Origin of the sequence: Paraburkholderia sp. IW21 (assembly GCF_041321145.1) — a bacterium.
Lineage (GTDB): Bacteria > Pseudomonadota > Gammaproteobacteria > Burkholderiales > Burkholderiaceae > Paraburkholderia.
The window spans coordinates 553,008-572,306 of the sequence record NZ_JBGGWA010000003.1; the positions used below are offsets into that span (position 1 = coordinate 553,008).

General features: G+C 62.4%; 15 protein-coding genes. 7 read left to right on the forward strand and 8 right to left on the reverse strand.

The genetic code is table 11. The features are described 5' to 3' along the window. Nucleotides 1-99 precede the first annotated feature (99 nt). A complete protein-coding gene (locus ACAX43_RS09695; RefSeq protein WP_370708158.1) occupies nucleotides 100-1,482 on the reverse strand; it encodes an NCS2 family permease in 1,383 nt (460 codons plus the stop codon). A gap of 505 nt (nucleotides 1,483-1,987) precedes the next feature. Here ACAX43_RS09695 and ACAX43_RS09700 point away from each other — a divergent pair. Then, complete coding sequence (locus ACAX43_RS09700; protein WP_370708159.1) at nucleotides 1,988-2,944, forward strand: PRC-barrel domain-containing protein; 957 nt, start codon at nucleotides 1,988-1,990, stop codon at nucleotides 2,942-2,944. After that, the gene (locus tag ACAX43_RS09705; protein ID WP_370708160.1) at nucleotides 2,941-4,194 is read left to right on the forward strand and encodes an MFS transporter; all 1,254 of its coding nucleotides are present in this window, start codon (nucleotides 2,941-2,943) and stop codon (nucleotides 4,192-4,194) included. Before ACAX43_RS09700 ends, ACAX43_RS09705 begins: the two co-directional genes overlap by 4 nt. 882 nt (nucleotides 4,195-5,076) lie before the next feature. Here the strand turns inward: ACAX43_RS09705 and ACAX43_RS09710 are convergent. Together ACAX43_RS09710 and ACAX43_RS09715 are read right to left on the reverse strand one after the other, a co-directional pair. Further along, nucleotides 5,077-6,432, reverse strand: a complete 1,356-nt coding sequence (locus ACAX43_RS09710) for an MFS transporter (protein WP_370708161.1) — start codon at nucleotides 6,430-6,432, stop codon at nucleotides 5,077-5,079. Between the two features lie 144 nt (nucleotides 6,433-6,576). Further along, the gene (locus tag ACAX43_RS09715) at nucleotides 6,577-7,749 is read right to left on the reverse strand and encodes a M20 aminoacylase family protein (protein WP_370708162.1); all 1,173 of its coding nucleotides are present in this window, start codon (nucleotides 7,747-7,749) and stop codon (nucleotides 6,577-6,579) included. 117 nt (nucleotides 7,750-7,866) lie between these two features. On the opposite strand from ACAX43_RS09715, the gene ACAX43_RS09720 reads away from it, so the two are divergent. Then, on the forward strand, nucleotides 7,867-8,817 hold the full coding sequence (locus tag ACAX43_RS09720) for a LysR family transcriptional regulator (protein WP_370708163.1): 951 nt from the start codon (nucleotides 7,867-7,869) through the stop codon (nucleotides 8,815-8,817). An 85-nt stretch (nucleotides 8,818-8,902) separates the two neighbouring features. Here ACAX43_RS09720 and ACAX43_RS09725 read toward each other — a convergent pair whose 3' ends face one another. Further along, entirely contained in the window at nucleotides 8,903-10,339 is a 1,437-nt protein-coding gene (locus ACAX43_RS09725; RefSeq protein WP_370708164.1) for an aldehyde dehydrogenase family protein, read from the reverse strand. 192 nt (nucleotides 10,340-10,531) lie between these two features. On the opposite strand from ACAX43_RS09725, the gene ACAX43_RS09730 reads away from it, so the two are divergent. After that, nucleotides 10,532-10,903 (forward strand): cupin domain-containing protein, encoded by a 372-nt coding sequence (locus tag ACAX43_RS09730; protein ID WP_370708165.1) that lies wholly within the window; start codon nucleotides 10,532-10,534, stop codon nucleotides 10,901-10,903. 104 nt (nucleotides 10,904-11,007) lie between these two features. Here ACAX43_RS09730 and ACAX43_RS09735 read toward each other — a convergent pair whose 3' ends face one another. The 3 genes from ACAX43_RS09735 to ACAX43_RS09745 all read right to left on the reverse strand — a co-directional run bounded on the left by ACAX43_RS09735 (nucleotide 11,008) and on the right by ACAX43_RS09745 (nucleotide 15,358). After that, on the reverse strand, nucleotides 11,008-12,399 hold the full coding sequence (locus ACAX43_RS09735) for an NAD(P)/FAD-dependent oxidoreductase (RefSeq protein ID WP_370708166.1): 1,392 nt from the start codon (nucleotides 12,397-12,399) through the stop codon (nucleotides 11,008-11,010). A gap of 91 nt (nucleotides 12,400-12,490) precedes the next feature. Next, nucleotides 12,491-14,119 carry a cytosine permease gene (locus ACAX43_RS09740; protein WP_370708167.1) on the reverse strand — a complete coding sequence of 543 codons (1,629 nt, stop codon included), beginning with the start codon at nucleotides 14,117-14,119 and terminating at the stop codon, nucleotides 12,491-12,493. 267 nt (nucleotides 14,120-14,386) lie between these two features. Further along, complete coding sequence (locus ACAX43_RS09745) at nucleotides 14,387-15,358, reverse strand: LysR family transcriptional regulator (protein ID WP_370708168.1); 972 nt, start codon at nucleotides 15,356-15,358, stop codon at nucleotides 14,387-14,389. A gap of 155 nt (nucleotides 15,359-15,513) precedes the next feature. Between ACAX43_RS09745 and ACAX43_RS09750 the strand changes: the two genes are divergently transcribed. Beyond that, nucleotides 15,514-16,893 carry an NAD(P)/FAD-dependent oxidoreductase gene (locus tag ACAX43_RS09750; protein ID WP_370708169.1) on the forward strand — a complete coding sequence of 460 codons (1,380 nt, stop codon included), beginning with the start codon at nucleotides 15,514-15,516 and terminating at the stop codon, nucleotides 16,891-16,893. Between the two features lie 72 nt (nucleotides 16,894-16,965). On the opposite strand, the gene ACAX43_RS09755 is transcribed toward ACAX43_RS09750, so the two are convergent. Next, entirely contained in the window at nucleotides 16,966-17,346 is a 381-nt protein-coding gene (locus ACAX43_RS09755; RefSeq protein ID WP_370708170.1) for a DUF4148 domain-containing protein, read from the reverse strand. 853 nt (nucleotides 17,347-18,199) lie between these two features. Between ACAX43_RS09755 and ACAX43_RS09760 the strand changes: the two genes are divergently transcribed. Beyond that, on the forward strand, nucleotides 18,200-18,439 hold the full coding sequence (locus ACAX43_RS09760) for a hypothetical protein (protein WP_370708171.1): 240 nt from the start codon (nucleotides 18,200-18,202) through the stop codon (nucleotides 18,437-18,439). Nucleotides 18,440-18,562: 123 nt separating this feature from the next. Then, the gene (irlR, locus tag ACAX43_RS09765; RefSeq protein WP_370708172.1) at nucleotides 18,563-19,246 is read left to right on the forward strand and encodes a heavy metal response regulator transcription factor IrlR; all 684 of its coding nucleotides are present in this window, start codon (nucleotides 18,563-18,565) and stop codon (nucleotides 19,244-19,246) included. Nucleotides 19,247-19,299 lie beyond the last annotated feature (53 nt).

The window sequence follows — 19,299 nt, forward strand, 5'->3', positions numbered from 1 at the left end:
GTGGAGAACAACCGACTACACGTTCGAGCAAAGCGGCAGAGAAAAACCGCCCTGCTTTCGCGTCACAGCAAAAACGCGCAAAGCGCGCATACAGCAGAATCAGATCGCCCAGCCGCCGAGATAGAAGCCGACCAGCACGACAGCGATCGTCACGGTACCGACGTTCAGCTTGCGATACTCGCCGCTCACCACGCGGCCGATCACCAGTGTCGCGAAGCCGAGCATGATGCCCGTCACGATGTTGGCGGTCAGCACGATGAACACTGCGCACATCAGGCCCGACATCGAGTCGACCATGTCGTCCATGTGCAGCTTGCTCACATTCGAGAGCATCAGCAGGCCCACATACATCAGCGCCGGCGCCGTTGCATACGAAGGCACCAGACTCGCGAGCGGCGAGAAGAACATCACCACCAGGAACAGCAGACCGACCACGGCCGCTGCCATCCCCGTCTTCGCGCCGGCGGCAACGCCGACCGTCGATTCGATGTACGCAGCCGCCGGTGCGCCGCCGAGCAGGCCCGAGAAAATCGAGCTCAGCGAATCCGCCGTCAATGCGCGGCCACCGTTGATGATGCGGCCGTTTTCGTCGAGTTGACCGGCTTGTCCGGCAACGGCGCGAATCGTGCCGGTCGCATCGAACACGGCCGTCATCACCAACGCCAGCACGCTCGGCAAGACGGCCATGGACAGTGCGCCTTTGATGTCCATTGCGCCGATCAGCGAAGCGTGGCCCGGCGCGCTAAGCGACGGCACCGCGAACACACCGTGGAACGCCACCGCCGGATCGATCAGCAAGGCGATCGCCGAGATCGCGACGATCACGATCAGGATCGAACCCGGCACACGACGGCGTACCAGACCGAAAATCGCGGCCAGACCCGCCACCGACATGATCGCCGGCAACGCCGTGATATTGCCGAGCGAGACCGGCAGACCGGCGCCCGGATTCTTCACGACCAGACCCACGTCGTTGGCGGCGATCAGCAGCAGGAACAGGCCGATGCCGATGCCCGTCCCGTGCGCGATGCCTGTCGGCAGATTGCGCAGAATCCACGAACGCACACCGGTCACCGAGATGCCGGTAAACACCACGCCCATCAGGAACACTGCGCCGAGCGCGACGTTCGGATGCAAGCCTTTACCGAGCACGAGACCGAACGCGGTGAACGCGGTCAGCGAAATCGCGCAACCGATCGCGATCGGCAGACGCGCCCACACGCCCATCAGCAGCGAGCCGAACGCGGTAGTCAAACACACGGCGACGAACACCGCGCTGGTGTCAAAGCCCGCCTTGCCGAACATGCCTGGCACGACGAACACGGAATAGACCATCGCGAGGAAGGTCGTGATGCCCGCGACGATTTCCGTCCGCTGCGAACTGCCGCGTGAGGAGATTTCGAAGTAGCGGTCGAGAAAGCCTTTTCCGTCGAATGATTCGACGCCGACTTCAGAAATCGGTTGGGCGTGGGGTTCCATCATGATGAGTGACTCCTTTATCAGCGGGCTGAAACGGCCGTATTCCGGCCGTCATCAGGTTCGTCTCGTTGCGTTGATCTAATGAGGTAGGGCAAGGTTTGAACGTCGGTTTGCGATGCGTCCGGACAACCCGCATGCTCCGTTCTTCTTTTGCTGTCCCGAAATGTAGGGCAACACAAATATGTCTCCCATCGCATGAATGGCATGCCCGACATGTCGCGACGCTTATATCGTTTAAGCCACGGCAAACCTGGCGGGCGGTCCGCGTGTTTACACCTACGGTTTGTCATGAAGCTGTGAAGGGGTTTCGAGAGGTTTGGCGCGCGAAAACCGGCCGCGAATCAGGGTAAAGGGCGCGCAACGCGGCATGAACCGTGCGTCGGGGACACCTGTCAGAAGGCCTGCATAACCGGGCCGGGCGACGCCGCGGGTTACACTCTGGCCCGTACCTGTCTTAACTGCGGCGGTCCACAGTACCCGTCCGCCCTGGCCCATGGAGTCCTTCTTGATGAGTGGCGGTTTTTCGCGTCCTGGCGGGCGTCTTCTGATTCTCGCGGTGTTCGCGCTATTCGCGCTGTCCGGTTGCAGCAGCCTGCTGCGGGGCCCGCAGCAGGCGCCGATCGTGGAAGCCACGGTGATGCCCGTCGAACCCCCCGCGAGCGCGCCGGTGGTGGCCTCCGCGCCGGAACCGGTCGAGACGGAAGCGGCCGAGCCCGAGCAGCCCAAGAAACCGAAAAAGCCGGTCGTCAAGCCGCACAAGGTCGAGCCACCGCCGCCCGTCGCCACGCCCACGCCGCCTCCGCCGGCGCCGCCGCCGCTGATCGTGCTGCGCACGATCGAGCGCAGCGAGGCGCGCGCGCTGCTCGATAGCGAAGTGCAGAAGTCCGACGGCAAAGTTGTGGGCCGCGCAGTCGATATGATCGCGGACGCGAGCGGCAAACCGCGCGAGATGGTGGTCAATCTGCAAGGCTTCCTGGGTGTTGGCGACCGCAAGGTCCATTTCCCGTGGAGCGCGCTCCGTTTCACGCCGACCGCGAAGACTGCACCGATCACGCTCACCGTGGCGGCCGCACCCACTCCCACGGCGAAGTCCAGCGCCGCGCAATTGCCGCTGATCGACGCGGACGTCGAGCGTTCGAACGGCGCCAAGGTCGGCCGGGTGATCGACGTGCTGATCGACGCCAACGCGCAACCGCAGGCGGTCGTGCTCGACGTCAACGGCATGGTCAGCACCGAGCGGCGCACGATTGCCGCGAACTGGTCGGCGCTGCGTTTCGTCACTAAAGACAAGACGCTGCATCCGCTGATCGATCTGAGCGATGCCCAGATCAACGCGGCACCGCCCTACGCCAGCGACAAACCGATCCGCGCGGTATCGCCTGCCCCTGCGCCCGCGCCCGCCGCTGCCGCATCCGCCGCACCGGCTACCGTGACCGCGGGTTCCAACGCACGGGCGGCCCGATGACAGGCCGCACTCTGGTAACCGCGCGCAGCCTGCGCGCGCTCGATTGGCTGAATTTTTTCGTCGCTAACGTGCAGACGGGTTTCGGACCGTTCATCGCGTCGTATCTCGCTTCGCACAAGTGGACACAGGGCGAGATCGGCATGGCGCTGTCGGTCGGCACGATCAGTGCAATGGTGAGCCAGGTGCCGGGCGGCGCCGCAGTCGACGCCTTGCGCAACAAGAAAGGCGCCGCCGCCTGGGCGATCGTCGCGATCATCCTGAGCGCGGTGCTGCTGGCCGCGAGTCCGACCGTGCTGCCGGTGATCGCCGCCGAGGTATTCCACGGCTTTGCCAGCTGCATGCTGACACCGGCGCTGGCCGCGATCTCGTTCGCGCTGGTGGGACGCGCGAACCTCGGCGACCGGCTGGGACGCAACGCGCGCTGGGCGTCGATCGGGAGTGCCGTGGCGGCCGGACTGATGGGCGTATTCGGCGAATACTATTCCGCACGCGCGGTGTTCTGGCTGACGGCGGCGCTGGCCGTCCCTGCGCTGTTTGCGCTCACGATGATCCAGCGCACCGACACGGTCGAATTGCCCCAGGCCGCACCGACACCGCAGCAGATCGAACGTCGCGAGAGTCTGCGCGAATTGCTGCGTGACAAGCGGATGTTGCTGTTTGCGGCGTGCATCGTGTTGTTCCATTTGTCGAATGCGGCGATGTTGAATCTTGCCGCGGGCGAAGTAACGGCCGGCATGGGCGACAACGTGCAGCTCGTGATTGCCGCGTGCATTATCGTGCCGCAGGCGATCGTGGCGATGATGTCGCCATGGGTTGGGCGCTCTGCCGAGCGCTGGGGACGCAGGCCGATTTTGCTGCTCGGCTTTTCCGCGCTGCCGATACGTGCGTTGTTGTTTGCCGGGATCAGCAGCCCTTATTTGCTGGTGCCCGTGCAGATGCTGGACGGTTTGAGCGCCGCGGTATTCGGTGTGATGCTGCCGTTGATTGCCGCCGATGTGGCCGGCGGTAAGGGGCGGTATAACCTGTGTATCGGGTTGTTCGGGTTGGCTGCCGGGATTGGGGCTACTTTGAGCACGACTGCTGCTGGGTTTGTGGCGGATCATTTTGGTAACGCGGTGAGCTTTTTTGGTTTGGCCGCTGCGGGTGCGCTTGCTGTTTTGCTGGTGTGGGCGGCGATGCCGGAGACGCGGGATGCTGCTGCGGAAGAGGATGGGGCGCCGGTGGCCGATGGGGAGTCGGCGGTTAGATAAAAGTTGGGGTTTTTGCCTTTGGCGGCGGTGTTGGTTTGGGGTGGGGCTTTTCTTTTTTTTTTGCCCTAGCAGTGCTTTTTTTTCTGGGTGCTTACGGTGGTGGCCTTTCCTTGATTTGTTTGTGGTCTATTAGTGTTCCCCCTGTGCGGGGGGGCACCTACTTTTCTTTGCCGGCTGCAAAGAAAAGTAGGCAAAAGAAAGCAGCTTAAACCGCTAATTCTAAGCGGCTCCCCCGGCTTGGAGAGGCCAGTGGCCCCGTGGAATCCGAGCCCTCGGACCTTCAGGCGATAGTGACAAAGGTGTCATCAGCTCCCACTCCGCACTACGTGCGTCGCGGACGGTCTGCATGGGAAAACATGGGCTTCGTTCAGGAAGGTGGGGGCGTCGGCTTCGCCTCGGCGAGAAACTGAATCTACTGGTGCTTCGGCAACGCCGTTGCCCCAAAAGCGACCAACGCGTCGCGCCTGCGCATGCAGGTACAAGGTTCGCATGCCGAATAAAACGGGGGCGCCCCCGGAGAATCCGAGGCGATTCAACGACGGGCGCCAGCCAGGCGAAACGCCAGCGTAAAAACGTAGCGCTCGGCTTTAAGAAGCACTCTGCGGCGCGCGCAGCGCCGCCGGAAGTATGACGCCCTTGTCACTAGCGCCGAATGTGCGAGAACACAGATTCCACGGAGCCACTACCCTTTGCTGACTGCGGGAGCCGCTTAGAATTAGCGGTTTGAGCTGCTTTCTTTTGCCTACTTTTCTTTGCAGCCGGCAAAGAAAAGTAGGTGCCCCCCCGCACAGGGGGAACACTAATAGACCACAAACAAATCAAAGAAAGGCCACCACCATAAGCGCCCCAAAAAACCCGCCGAGCAGGCAAAAAACCCGAACCTCAATCAATAGCCCGCCCCGCAGTCTCCCGCATGAAAGGCAGCGGCAACAACGACACCAACCCACATCCGATCAAATACCAGGCGGGAGCCAGATTACTCCCAGAAATCTGAATCAGCCAGGTGGCAAAAAACTGCGCGAACCCACCAAAAATAGAAACCCCAAGACAATAAACCACCGACATCCCGGTAGCGCGAATCTCGCGCGGAAACATCTCCGGCAGCATGACGATATTGGGCACGGCAGTAAAAGCAACAAACACCGCCAGCACAGCAACAACCGACAGCAACACAGGCACACTCGGCGTCGCATTGATAATCATAAAAGCGGGATACACAGTCACAATCAACAACACACGCGAAACCCACAAAACCCGCTTACGACCGACACGATCGGACAACGCCCCCGCAAACGGCGAACAGATCACCGTCACCACTGCCGCGGTCCAGGCAGCCCACAGCGCCGACGACATCGGCAAATGCAGAATCCGAATCGCGTAAGTGGACAGATAAAACAGCACGATATAGTTCGCCGCCGTGCCGCCAATCGTCGTCAACACGCCAGTCGTAATCACGCGGCCATGCTCGTGAAACAGCTGGCGCACCGGCTGCGCAGCCGGCACCGGCTCTGCTTTGCCCTTGCCGTCCTCAACGCCCGGCAACGTCTCATCCAGATGACGCCGGATGTAAATTCCAATCGGCCCCATCGCCATGCCGATCACAAACGGCACACGCCAGCCCCAACTCTCCAATGCGGCTGTCGACAACGCCGCCGCCAGCGCGACGCCAAGCAGCGAGCCGCATACCGTGTTCAACCCCTGGCTCACGAACTGCCAACTGCCATAGAAACCGCGCGTCTTGTCGCTGCCGTACTCCAGCAATAACGACGTCGATGCGCCGATCTCGCCACCCAACGCAAATCCCTGTATCAGCCGCGCAAGAATCACCAGCAGTGGCGCGGCCACGCCGATCACCGCGTAAGTCGGTGCGAACGCAATGATCGCGGAGCCGAGCGTCATCAGCCACAACGTGAGACTCATCGCCGCCTTACGGCCGGCGCGATCCGCGTAAGCGCCGAGGATAATGCCGCCCACCGGCCGCATGATGAAACCCACGCCGAATGTCCCGACTGCAAGCATCAGTTGCGCAAGCTGTCCTTCCACCGGGAAATACAGCTTGCCGATGATTGTCGCGAAGAAGCTGTAAATCGTGAAATCGAAAAACTCCAGGCCGTTGCCCAACGTGATCGCGGCGATCGCCTTAACGTGGCTCGTGCGCTCGGCGGGCTGCGCCGTCGACATGTTCTGCATGTTCAAGGCGTCGGCGCCTGGGGGTTGCGGTGTAGCGGAATAGTCCATCTGTGTCTCCGTGGTGTACTTCCTGCTGATGCGCGGCTCTGCGGCCTTACATGGTGCTTTGCGGCCGTGCCGGGTCTGACTGACTCCAACACGGCCTTGATGGCTTCGCGGCCTTTCCGGCCCTGTTCCGGCCCGGTGCCGGCGTCAGACCAGAAACTTCTGCGCGAGCCGCACCCAATAGGCCGCGCCGGTGGCCAGGCAATCGTCGTTGAAGTCGTAGCCCGGGTTGTGGACCATGCAGCCGCCCTCGCCGTCGCCATTGCCGATGATCAGGTAGCTGCCGGGGCAACGCTCGAGCAGGAACGCGAAATCTTCACTGCCGGTCAGCGGCTGCATGTCGGCGATCAAGCCGTCTTCGCCGAGCCAGTCGAGTGCGACTTGCCGGGCGAGGCCGGTCATGTCCGCATCGTTGACGAGCACCGGATAGCGGCGCTGATAATCCACATGCGCCCGCGCGCCGAACACGGCAGCCTGCCCGCACGCGACCGCCGTGATGCGCTCCTGCAAATGGTCGCGAACCTCGGGCTTCAGCGCACGCACGGACAAGCGCATCTCGGCGGTCTCGGGAATCACGTTCGGGGCTTCGCCGGCGTGAATCGCGCCGACGGTGATGATCGCCATGTCGAGCGGCGCGATATTGCGCGAGACGATGGCCTGCAACGCCAGTACGATCTGCGCGCACACCACGACCGGATCGATGGCTTTATGCGGCACTGCGCCGTGACCGCCGCGTCCGGTCACCTTGATGATCACCGTATCCGACGAGGCCATGAACGAGCCCGGCAGGAAGCCGAGTTTGCCCGTAGGAAAGCCCGGCATGTTATGCATCGCGAAGACGGCATCGCACGGAAATTTGTCGAACAACCCGTCTTCAAGCATTTTTTTCGCGCCGGCCTGGCCCTCTTCAGCGGGTTGGAAAATCAGATTCAACGTACCGTCGAAATGCTTTTCCTGCGCGAGGTGCTTGGCGGCGGCCAGCAGTATCGCCGTATGGCCGTCGTGGCCGCATGCGTGCATCTTGCCGGGGACGGTGCTGGCATACGGCAGACCGGTGGTTTCGTGGATCGGCAGTGCGTCCATGTCGGCGCGCAAGCCGAGTTTGCGGGTGCCGTTGCCGACTTTCAGTTGGCCGACAACGCCGGTTTGACCCAACCCGCGATGCACCGTGTAGCCCCACTCCTGCAGACGTTCGGCGACCAGGTCGCCGGTGGCGAACTCTTCATAGGCAAGCTCGGGCTGCGCATGGATGCGACGGCGCAGCGCGATCATTTCGTCTTCGAGTTCGGCGATGCCCGCCGGAATAGCCATGGTGTTCACGTGTCGTCTCCGTCTATGAAAGCGTGAACCCAGCATAGCGACGCCGATATTCCGGCGGCAGGCGTAGAATCGTTGCAGCAGCAACCTGTGGTTGCCACCTTCCTACAAGCTTGTCAGATGAAACTGCATCAACTCAGCACCTTGGCGGCCATTGCGGATACCGGCAGTATCCGCGCCGCCGCCCGCTCGCTCGGACTTTCGCCGGCCGCCGTGACCAAGGCGATGCGCGAACTGGAGGCCGATCTGCACGCGCCGCTGGTGGTGCGCGGTGCAAGCGGCGTCGCGTTTACCGAGTTCGGCCGCGCGCTGGTCGTGCATGCGCGGCTCGTCCTCGGTCAATTGCAGCGTGCGGAAGCGGAGATCGAAGCGATGCGCGGCGCGGCGGCCGGCAAACTGTCGATCGGCGTCACGCCGTGGGTCGCGCTAACCTTTCTGTCGCCCACCGTGCAGCGGTTCCGGCAACGCATGCCGGAAGTGCAGCTGGAATTTTTCGAAGGTTTGCTCGCGGTGGTGCAACCGCGTCTGCGCGACGGCAGCCTCGATTTTTCGATCGGCCGCCCACCGCCCGCGTCGCCGCAATCGGAGTTTCACAACGTGCCGCTGTTTTCGACGCATTCGGCGGTGGTCGCGCGCCGCGATCATCCGAAGGCCGGTTGCCGCACGCTGCTCGAGCTGGAAGACGCTGAATGGGTGTTGAACTGGGACCCCGCGAGCCGCGAGTCGATTTCGGACAACCTGTTCCGCAAGCGCGGCATGAAGGTGCCGCACACGATCCATCTCGCGCATTCGCTGGCGGTCGTGCTGGGCCTGCTCGCGCACACGGACATGCTCAGTATCTTTCCGTGGCCGCTCGTCGAGGTGAGCATCGCGAAGGAGAATCTGTGGGCGCTGCCCTTGCGCGAAACGGTGGATGAAACCATCGTCAGCATCACGTCACGCCGCGGCGCGCCGACGAGTCCGGCGGCCACGTGTTTTCTCGAATGTTTGCGCGAAGTGATCGACGAAGGGGCGCGCTCGCAGGACCCGGAACAGCGCCGCCTGTTTCATTCGATCGAATTGCTGCTCTAGCAACGTAACCGAATGACCTGAATATTTACCCGCTACTGACCGGATAGAGGCTGGCGCTGGCGCGGTGAAGCGACGTAACGCCGGCTCAACCCGAGTAGCCGACCACGCCCTTGATCTCCAGAAAGTCCTCGAGACCGAACTCGCCGTACTCGCGGCCATTGCCCGACTGCTTGAAGCCGCCAAACGGCGCATCGGGGTTGTAGTCCGCATAGTTCAGATAGATCGTGCCGGTACGCAGGCGTTTGGCCACCGCATACGCATGCTCGAGCGAGGCGGATTGCACATAGCCCGCGAGACCATAGAGACTATCGTTGGCCATCGCGATCGCCTGGTCTTCGGAGTCGTAGCCCAGAATCGACAACACCGGTCCGAAAATCTCTTCACGCGCAATCGTCATGTTCGGCGTGACGTTGCCGAATACCGTCGGGCGCACGAAGTAACCGTCCTTCAGTCCTGCGGGACGGCCCAGGCCGCCGGCCACCAGCGTCGCGCCCTCTTCGATGCCCACGCCGATCAGCCGCTGGATCTTGTCGAACTGCTGCTCGCTGATGACGGGTCCAAGATCGGTGCCCCTGGCATCCGCGGGACCGACGACCAGGGCTTCAGCGGCTTCCTTCGCATACGCCAACGCTTCCTCCACGCGTGCGCGCGGCACGAACATGCGCGTGGGCGCATCGCACGATTGACCGCTGTTGTCGAAACAGGCACGTGCGCCGCGCATCACGGCCTGCTTCAGATCGGCATCTTCGAGAATCAGGTTGGCCGACTTGCCGCCCAGTTCCTGATGCACGCGCTTGACCGTCTCCGCCGCGGCCTTTGCGACCTGCACGCCCGCACGCGTCGAACCGGTGAACGACATCATGTCGATGTCAGGATGGCGCGACATTGCTTCGCCCACCGTGAGGCCGTCGCCGTTCACGAGGTTGAACACGCCGGCGGGCACGCCCGCTTCGTCGAGAATTTCGGCGAAGACGATACCCGAGAGCGGCGCCAGCTCCGAAGGCTTGAGCACCATCGTGCAACCGGCCGCGAGCGCGGGCGCGACCTTGGTGGTGATCTGCAACGCCGGCCAGTTCCACGGCGTAATCAGGCCGCACACGCCAACCGCTTCCTTGCGGATCACAATGCTGTTCTTCGTGGACTCGAATTCGAACGTATCGAGCGTGCGGATCATCGTCTCCAGATGCGCGACGCCGGTCCACGCCTGCGCGTCGTTCGCATATTGCAGCGGCGCGCCCATCTCGCGGCTGATCGCATGCACCATGTCGTCGTAGCGTTTGCGATAGACGTCCAGAATCGCTTGCAGCAAATCGATGCGCTGCGCGATCGTGGTTTCGCTGTAGGCAGGAAACGCACGCTTCGCGGCCGCCACGGCGCGATCGACATCGGCCGTGCTGCCGAGCGAAATCTGCGCGAATGCAGTGGCGGTGGACGGATCGATCACGTCGAGCGTGGCAGCGGTAGCCGGGTCTTGCGGATCGACCCACTGACCGTCGATATAGAACTGTTTGGCGTGTTGCATGGGCGTACCCTTTACATGAATGGTTGGGTCAGACGGGGGGCCGAAAAAGCGCCCGCAGCGGCATCGAACGCTTTACATCGACGCCGCTCAATCTGAATGTCTTCAAATCGAAATTCATCGCTACGCAGCTTTGGCTCAGACTCCGGTTCTGCTTCGATTTCGTCATCGAATCCAGTCAACCAGGAGAGACACATGAGCACCCTCACTTTCACCCGCATCGACGCTAAAGGCCCCGGCGCTTCCGGCCTGAACCCTGCCCTGCACGATCCCGCCGACGTCATTCTCGAAGGTGCCAAGGCACCGCACGCCCTCAACGCATTTTCGGACGCGACCAACATGCTGTCCGCCGGCGTGTGGCAATGCGATGCGGGCACGCTGAAGCTGGCCGACCTGCCGATCCACGAAGTCTGCGTGCTGATCGAAGGCGAAGTCGTCGTCACCAGCGACGACGGCCGCAGCGAACGCTATGCCGCCGGCGACGCCTTCATCCTGCACAAGGGCTTCTCGGGCACGTGGCATATGCCGGTGGCGACCAAGAAGTACAGCATCGTGTACTGCGGTTGATTCACACTACATCACTACGTTGCTTCATCAAGAGCCGCACCCGTCAAGGTGCGGCTTTTTATATTGGCGGCTATGGAAAACCGCACCGCCCACGAGCTGGGCAACTACATGGGGAAGCCCAGCGCCTTGATCGAATTGATCCAGAGACGCCGCCAGCCGCCGCGATCGTCGGCACCGTCGAACGCGTTGAAGGTGATCTTCGCGGCAATCCAGCGCAGCGGTTCCGGCGGAATGTACGACGGCCCCTTGCGCGAAATATCCAGCGACGTAATCAGCGTATCGCGATTCCACAGCATGTCGAGACCCATCTTCGCACCGAAGCGGCTGCCCGCCACGCCGAAACCCGTATAGCCCGCGACGAACACGCTCTTGCCGCCGTGATAGCGGCGCGCGAACACGGCGCCGCGTGAGCAGTAGTCGATCGGGCCGCCCCATGCATGGGTGAAACGCACGTCGCCCAGTTGCGGGAAGGTGCGATAGAACGCTTCGGCGAGCTTGTAGTAAGTGCTTTCGTCACGATCCGCCGCCGGGTTCGGATCGCCGCCGAAGTGATAACTCACGCGGCCGCCGAAGATGATCCGGTTGTCCTTGGTAAGGCGAAAATAATTGAGCTGCGTACGCGTATCGTAGATGCCCTGGCGATTGCGCCAGCCAATGCGCGCCATCTGCTCGTCGCTCAAAGGCGCGGTCGCGATGATGTGATCACGCACCTGCATCACCCGGCGCTTGATATCGGTCACGCCCACATCCGCGGTGCCGGTGCCGAGCAGCACGCGCGGCGTTTCGATGCGGCCCGCCTGCGTGTGCACGATCATCGTCGCGCCGAGATCTTCCAGGCGCGTGATCGGCGAATGTTCGTGCAAACGCACACCCAATTTCAGCGCAGCGGCTTTCAGGCCCCACGCGAGCTTCGCCGGATGAATCGTGCCGCTGCGATTACGCGACCACATCGCGCCAGCGAACAGCGGCGAATCGAGTTGTTCCCGTGCACCTTTGCTGTCGAGCAACACCACGTCGTGCCCGTGCGCCACGTGCAACTCGTAATCGCCTTTCAGATGATCGAGGTGGCCCGAATCGACCGCGACCGTCATCTCGCCGTTCCATTCGACATCCGCTTCGATGCCGTAGCGCGTCAACGACGCCTTGAAGCCGTCGAGATTTTCCTGCCCGAGCTTTTCCAGCACATCGAGGTCCTGCGGAAAGACGCGGGTCGCGTTCGGCAGGCCATGCATCACCGAAGTGGAAATGATCCCGCCCGGACGGCCCGACGCGCCGTAGGCGACCTTCCCCGCTTCGACCAGCACGACGTCGAGCGACGGGTCGGTTTCTTTCGCCTGAATCGCAGCCCACAAACCCGTAAAGCCCCCACCCACCACCACCAGATCCGCGAAGGTCGGACCGATCAATTCCCGTTCGACAGCCGGCGCGCGCGGATTGTCGAGCCAGAACGGAAACAGCTTTACACCTTCGAACGCGCGCTTTACTGACTCGCTCATCTTGTTTGCCTGATCAACTTGAATACCATTGCTTTTACTGTTTGATTGTGGCCTGGGTGCCGTCCGGTTCGATTGCATCGAATCGTCATCGTCAACCAGCGTCCTGCGTGTCCAGCGCTTCTTCCAGTTCGCGTTCGCGTTGCGTGCCGCGCTGCTGCGCTTGCGCTTGCGATTTCGCTTGCGCCTTCAATTGCGGGCCGCCGGCTTTAAGCTTAGTCGCCGGCACCACCGGATGCACGGTCACATTGCGCTGTGAACCGCCACGCAACCAACGGCGGCCAAGCGGTCCATACACGCCATCCGGTTCGGGAAAGCACTGCAACAACCCGATGTACAACGCGCAGGCAAGCGCCAACGAAACCGGCATGCTGATGTCGAGACCACCGGCGAGTTGACCGAGCGGGCCGACGAACTGATCCGGCAGATTGACGAAGCACAGGCCGATTAGCGCGCTCGGAATCCACGCGCCCATCGCGCGCCAGTTCCAGCCATGCGTGAACCAGTAATGACCGCCACGGCCGCCGCGATTGAACACCTGCAGATCGTCGGACAGATAGAAGCCGCGCCGCGTCACGAAGCCGATAATCATGATCACCATCCACGGGCAACTGCAGACGTTGATCAGCACCGAGAACGTCGACACGCTTTCGACCAGGTTGAACGCGAACCGGCCAAGAAAAATGAAGCCGATTGCGAGGCTGCCAATCAGCAGCGTGGCGCGCACGCGGTTCAGAAACTTCGGAAACATGCTCGACATATCGAGCCCGGTGCCGTACAGCGCGGTCGTGCCCGTCGACATGCCGCCGATGATCGCAATCAGACACACCGGCAGAAAGAACCAGTTCGGCGAGATCGCCAGCAGACCGCCCACATAGTTATTCGACGCGATGAAATCCGGCGCCTTGCTGGCGATGATCGTCGCCGTGGCGAGACCGAAGAAGAACGGCACGAAAGTGGCCAGTTGCGCGAGCATCACCGCGAGGATCGTGCGCTGCTTCGGCGTGTTCTGCGGAATATAGCGGGCCCAGTCGCCGAGCGTGCAGGCGAACGACACCGGATTGCTCATCGCAACCAGCACGGCGCTCACGAAGGCCGGCCAGAAACCGATCGAGCCGAGCGCGACCTTGCCGGCATAGGCGCTATCGAACGGCCCGGAGAACGCGAAGATGCCGACCACGAACAGCAGGCTCGCCGCCCATACGGCGATCTTGTTGACCCACAGCATGAAGCGAAAACCATAGACGCAGACGGTGAGCACCAGCACCGCAAAGAGACCGTATGCGAAGCTCAACGTCATCCAGTTGACCGGCAGGCCAAGCAAATGATTCGCGCCGCCCACGAGCGCATCGCCCGAACTCCACACCGCCAGCGAGAAGAAAGCGACCGCGGTCAACACCGCGAGAAAGGAGCCGACGATCCGGCCGTGAATGCCGAAATGCGCCCCCGACGAAACCGGATCGCTGGTGCCGTTACGCGGGCCGAACAGGCCCATCGGCGCAAGGATGCACGAACCGATCAGCACGCCGAGCACGATCGAACAGACCCCTGCCTTGAACGACAAGCCGAGCAGCACGGGAAAACTGCCGAGCACCGACGTGGAAAAAGTATTGCAACCGCCGAACAGCAAGCGGAACAGATCGATCGGCCGCGCATAACGCGAGCGATCCGGAATGCGTTCGAAGCCGAATGTTTCGACTTGGGTGATGCTGTTGCTGCTCATTGTCTCCGACTCCTGTAACGGCCAGGTCAATCACGATGGCTCGCCACGAGGATGCGGCGTCCACTTTTCTCAGATGTCTGGGCGCCACTGTAAAGACAATCGACGCGGGCAAAAATATCGCTCGCCCAACCTTTACTTCGATCGCGGGCGATGTAACCTGAAAGCCCCGCCCCGCAAGGCTATGCGAAGGCAATGAAAGGCCACATGAGCACTGGCTTCGAGCCTTGCAGCGCGCAAACGTCGAAGCAAATCGCGAGAATCCGCGCCTTAAGCCAGGTGCGCCTGGCCCGCCTGACGGCGCCGCTTCGCCGCGGCAACGGTTGGCAGCGGCACCGGCACCGCGCCGGACATGCCGTGCTCGATCAGAAAATCGCGGAACAGCCCGGCGACATGCGGCAGGCGCTTATCGGACACATGCATCACATACCAGTCGCGCTCGATCGGATTGGCGGGCAACGGCAGCAACGCCAGCAAGCCGGCCTGAAATTCCAGCGAACACGCATGCAGCGACAGAAACGCGACGCCCAGGCCCGCCTCGACCAGTTGCTTGATCGCCTCGTTGCTCGAGAGTTCGGAGCCGATATGCAGTTTGTGGCCGGCGAGGCGAAACAGATTCTCCACCGTCGAGCGCGTGCCCGAGCCCCGCTCGCGCACGAACAGATTCGCGGTTTGCAGATCATCGAGCGACAGGCGCTTTTTCTTCATCAACGCATGCGCGGGCGAGGCGACGAACGCCATGGGGTGCTTGGCGAACGCGGTGGCCACCGTGCGCAATTCGCGCGGCGCGCTGCCCATCACCGCGAGATCGATCTCGTGCGTGGCCAGCATGCGGATGATGTCAGCGCGATTGCCGACCTTGAACTGCACCTTTACTTGCGGACGCAACTCGGTGAAGCGCACCAGAAAAGGCGGGATCAAATATTCGGCGGTCGTGATCGCGCCGATGCGCAGCGTGCCGCCCTGCTCGCCTTGCAAGGCGGCGAGGTCGTCCGATGCGCCGTTCCATAGATCGAGAATTTCCAGCGCATAGCGTGCGAGGATTTCGCCCGCCGCGGTCAACTGCACACCGCGCCCCACCCGCTGCAGCAGCGGTGCGCCCGCCGCCTCTTCGAGCAGACGCACCTGAAGCGACACGGCCGGTTGCGTGAGCTTCAGTTCCTCGGCCGCGCGCGACACGCTGCCGAGCTTCGCGACCGTATGCAAGGTTTTCAACTGGCGGAACGTGGCGGCTTTTAACATAAGTGAACACCTATATGTTCTATATAAACATTAAATTGTGCTGCGGTTTTCACCGATTCTATACTGGCCCTGACAGATGCGGCCGGTGAATACCCGGTATAGCCCGGGAGCACCTTCACCGGTTCGGCACGGATAACTTCAGGAGGATAAGGATCATGGCCGCAATCGATCAGCAAGCAACCTCTACTACGCAATGTACGCAGCAGACTGCACGCGCGGCGGCACATCGCATCGTGATCGTCGGTGGCGGTGTCGGCGGCCTTGGACTCGCCACACGTCTGTCCGACATGCTCGGCCGCGCCGGCCTCGCGCAGGTCGTGCTGGTCGACCGCTGGCCGACGCATTTCTGGAAGCCCTTGCTGCACGAAGCCGCATCGGGCCAACTCGATCCGGCCACGCATCAGCTGCAATACGCGGTGCAGGCGCAACGGCATGGCTTCGAATTCGAGCAGGGCGAACTCGCGGCGCTCGATCGTACAAATCGGCGCATCACACTGAGCGCGCTGCACGACGCCGACGGCCGCGAAATCCTGCCGTCGCGGCAGCTTGCATTCGATACGCTGGTGCTGGCAATGGGCAGCGTCACGCAATATTTCGGCGTGCCCGGGGCGGCCGAACATGCATTACCGCTCGAGTCGGTCGCGCATGCGGAAGCGTTTCGCCGCAAGCTGCTCGATGCCTGCCTGCGTGCGAACCACGCACGCCGTGCACGGACCGCGCAAGCGGACACGCCGGTGTCCATCAACATCATCGGCGCGGGCGCGACCGGCGTCGAACTGGCCGCGGCGGTGCGCGACACGGTGCGTCTGCTGAACCGGTACAGCCCGTTTTCACTCGATCCCGTGCGCGACTTCCGCATCCGGCTGATCGAAAGCAGCGAGCGCGTCCTGCCGGCGCTATCCGAAACGATTTCGGTGCGCGCACAACGGATGCTCAACAGTCTCGGCGTAGAAGTGTTGAACGCAACGCGCGTCACCGAAGTGCGCGCCGATGCCGTGCTGACGAACGAGGGCGCGCCGCTCGCCAGCGACATCGCGATCTGGACTGCCGGCATTTCCGGGCCACCGGTCTTGCGCACGCTGGACGGCATCGCGGTGAATCGCAACGCGCAGGTGCAGGTGAACCGCACGCTGCAGTGCACGAACGACGCGAACATATTTGGCCTTGGCGATTGCGCGGCCTGCCCTGCCGAAAACGCGGGTGCGTTTCTCGCGCCTCGTGCACAGGTAGCGCACCAACAGGCCCTCTTTCTGTCGCGTGCGCTGAAGTGCCGGGTGGCGGGCGAGGCACTGCCCGAATTCGTCTATCGCGACGCCGGTACGCTAGTCGGCTTCGGCCGCGAAGGCACGATCGGCAACCTGAGCAACAGCTTGCTGACACAGCCGGTGTTCATCGACGGTTGGCTGGCCACCGCCGTCTACAAACTCATCTATCGCCGCCACGTGATGACATTGACAGGCTTCGCGCGCATGGCGCTCGATACGGCGAGCCACTGGTTGCGCAGACGGGTGCATCCGGTGATCCGGCTGCATTGAGCGCTTTCGAACAGCGCACGCGCGCCCCCTCGCGAAGGGTGGCACGCGTGCGCTTCACCGCCTGCGCGAGCGCTACTCGGTCTTGAACGCATCCGCCATCGAGCGTATGGCGCCGTGCGACGGGCACGGCTGCGGGTACTGGCTATCCGGCACGTCCATACAGCCTGACGCGCGCGCGACGGCGAGTTCGCGCTTCACCTCGTCGCGTGTCTTTGCCTGCGACGCTGCGGACAATGATGACGCCTGCGGGTCATTCAAGGCATGTTGAAGCGCAGGTACTGCGGGACGCCGCAGGCTCTCCACCTGCGGCTTCGGCAACACCCGCTCGTGCGATTTATAAAACTCATGAGGTCCCGGCGTGGGTTCCCGCAACGGGATAGTGTCGACGGCCACCGCCGCACTCGCACAGGCGCAACTCAGCACGAATCCTGCCAACCACATTGCATTTCGCATGATCGATTCTCCGTTTGACTGAGTTCCGATCCTAAGTGTGGCCCGATGCACGAAGGTGAGCGCCACATGACAAATCCGTCATCCACGACGGGCATCGGCGCAAGCTCGTTTGACGACTGCATGACCGAATTGTCATGTTCTTCTCATCATGATATCGGCAAGGCGTTCATACGATGGAGGTTCTCGACTTCGACCCGGAATCCCATGCGACGTGTTCAATCACCGCGATGCGTGGCGATACGCGCCTCAACCATAAGAGCAGTCATGTCGGCGCTCAAGATGCGGCTGCGCAGATGCAAAGGCGAGACGCTCTCTCTGGCGGCAGGCCTCGTGGCCATCGCAATCGGCTCGCTTGCGTTCTGGCTAAATCAGCCCGCCCATCTGTTCAACGGCGGCGTGTCGTCCTCGGCATCCGCAACCGCCCCACCCCGGAATCGTACGAGTTCGCCGTTCACGCACGGTTTGCTATCGCTTGAACTGCGTTCCGCCATGCAGCGCGCCTCGCCGGGACCGACGCCCCGTCGTGCGATAGCCGCCAACGAACGCTGCGAACTGAACGGCTCCGCGATAGCCTCGCCGGCTTCCCACGAGGTTCAAAGCTATCGCGCGTGCACGCACCGTGCAAACGCACATTGACACTTTCAGCAACCCCTCCGACGTATGGCCGGCGCAGTCGACCCGACAGACAGCCATCCGCCTCCAACTCACGCCAGGCTTTCAGGAATGACAGCTATTTTAAATCACACCATGGTATAAGTACTGCATACATTCAGGAGGCCATGACAAATGTGCCTATCCGATTTCCGCGACCAAGCGTCTCAAAATTAGTCGCCGCTTCGGTAAGGTCCCATGCATGCCTGACGATATGAAAGAGAACACTCAAGCGATCCGTCTTTCGCCGATCGCGCTGCTCGCAGTCCACGGCGCGCTCGTCTACATCCGCATCCGCGCAACCGCATCGGCAGATTCAATCCCGATAGCCGGACTCACGCGGCACCACCCGAACCCCATCACGCATCCATGCTGCCTCTATCGGGGCGAGCAAGGCATACGGCTCGTTGGCGCCGGCGCTTACCCGCGCGCGCCATCGTAAAGGGCGTACCTACCCGTTCGCGCCTGTCGCTCACGACGCGAGGCGCGGCCCTATCCGCGCGGCTCTCGCATGCCGCATCGCGCTGGCGGTGCGGCATGCGAGGGCGTCACCAGGAGAACGACCATGCGAATTCTGATCGTCGAAGACGAAGCGAAAACCGGCACCTACCTCCGAAAGGGGCTGACAGAAGCGGGGTTTGTCGCCGACTGGGTGGCAGACGGTGTAACCGGCCAGCATCTCGCGCTGACCGAGGACTACGATCTGATCATCCTCGACGTAATGCTACCCGGCCAGGACGGCTGGACCGTACTGAAAAACCTGCGCCGCACACGCTCTACCCCAGTGTTGCTGCTCACCGCACGCGACGACCTGGACGACAAGGTGCGTGGCCTGGAAATGGGCGGCGACGACTATCTGGTGAAGCCCTTCGATTTTGCTGAATTGCTGGCGCGTGTCCGCTCGATCTTGCGGCGTGGCCATGCACGCGATGCCGCCTCGCTGCGTGTTTCGGATCTGGCGCTCGACCTGACGCGCCGCAAGGCCACGCGCCAAGGTGACACGATCCTGTTGACCGCCAAGGAATTCGCGCTGTTATGGCTGCTGATGCGCCGCCACGGCGAGATCCTGCCGCGCTCGACGATTGCCTCGCAGGTGTGGGACATGAATTTCGATAGCGACACCAACGTAGTCGATGCCGCGATCCGGCGCGTACGCGCGAAGGTGGACGACAACTACGAACCGAAGCTGATCCACACGGTGCGCGGCATGGGCTACGTGCTCGAAGAACGCAGTAGTGTGCCGCGATGATGTGGCGCTGGGCCTGCTCTATCGTTGCGCCGGCGGTGCTATGGCTCGTCAAG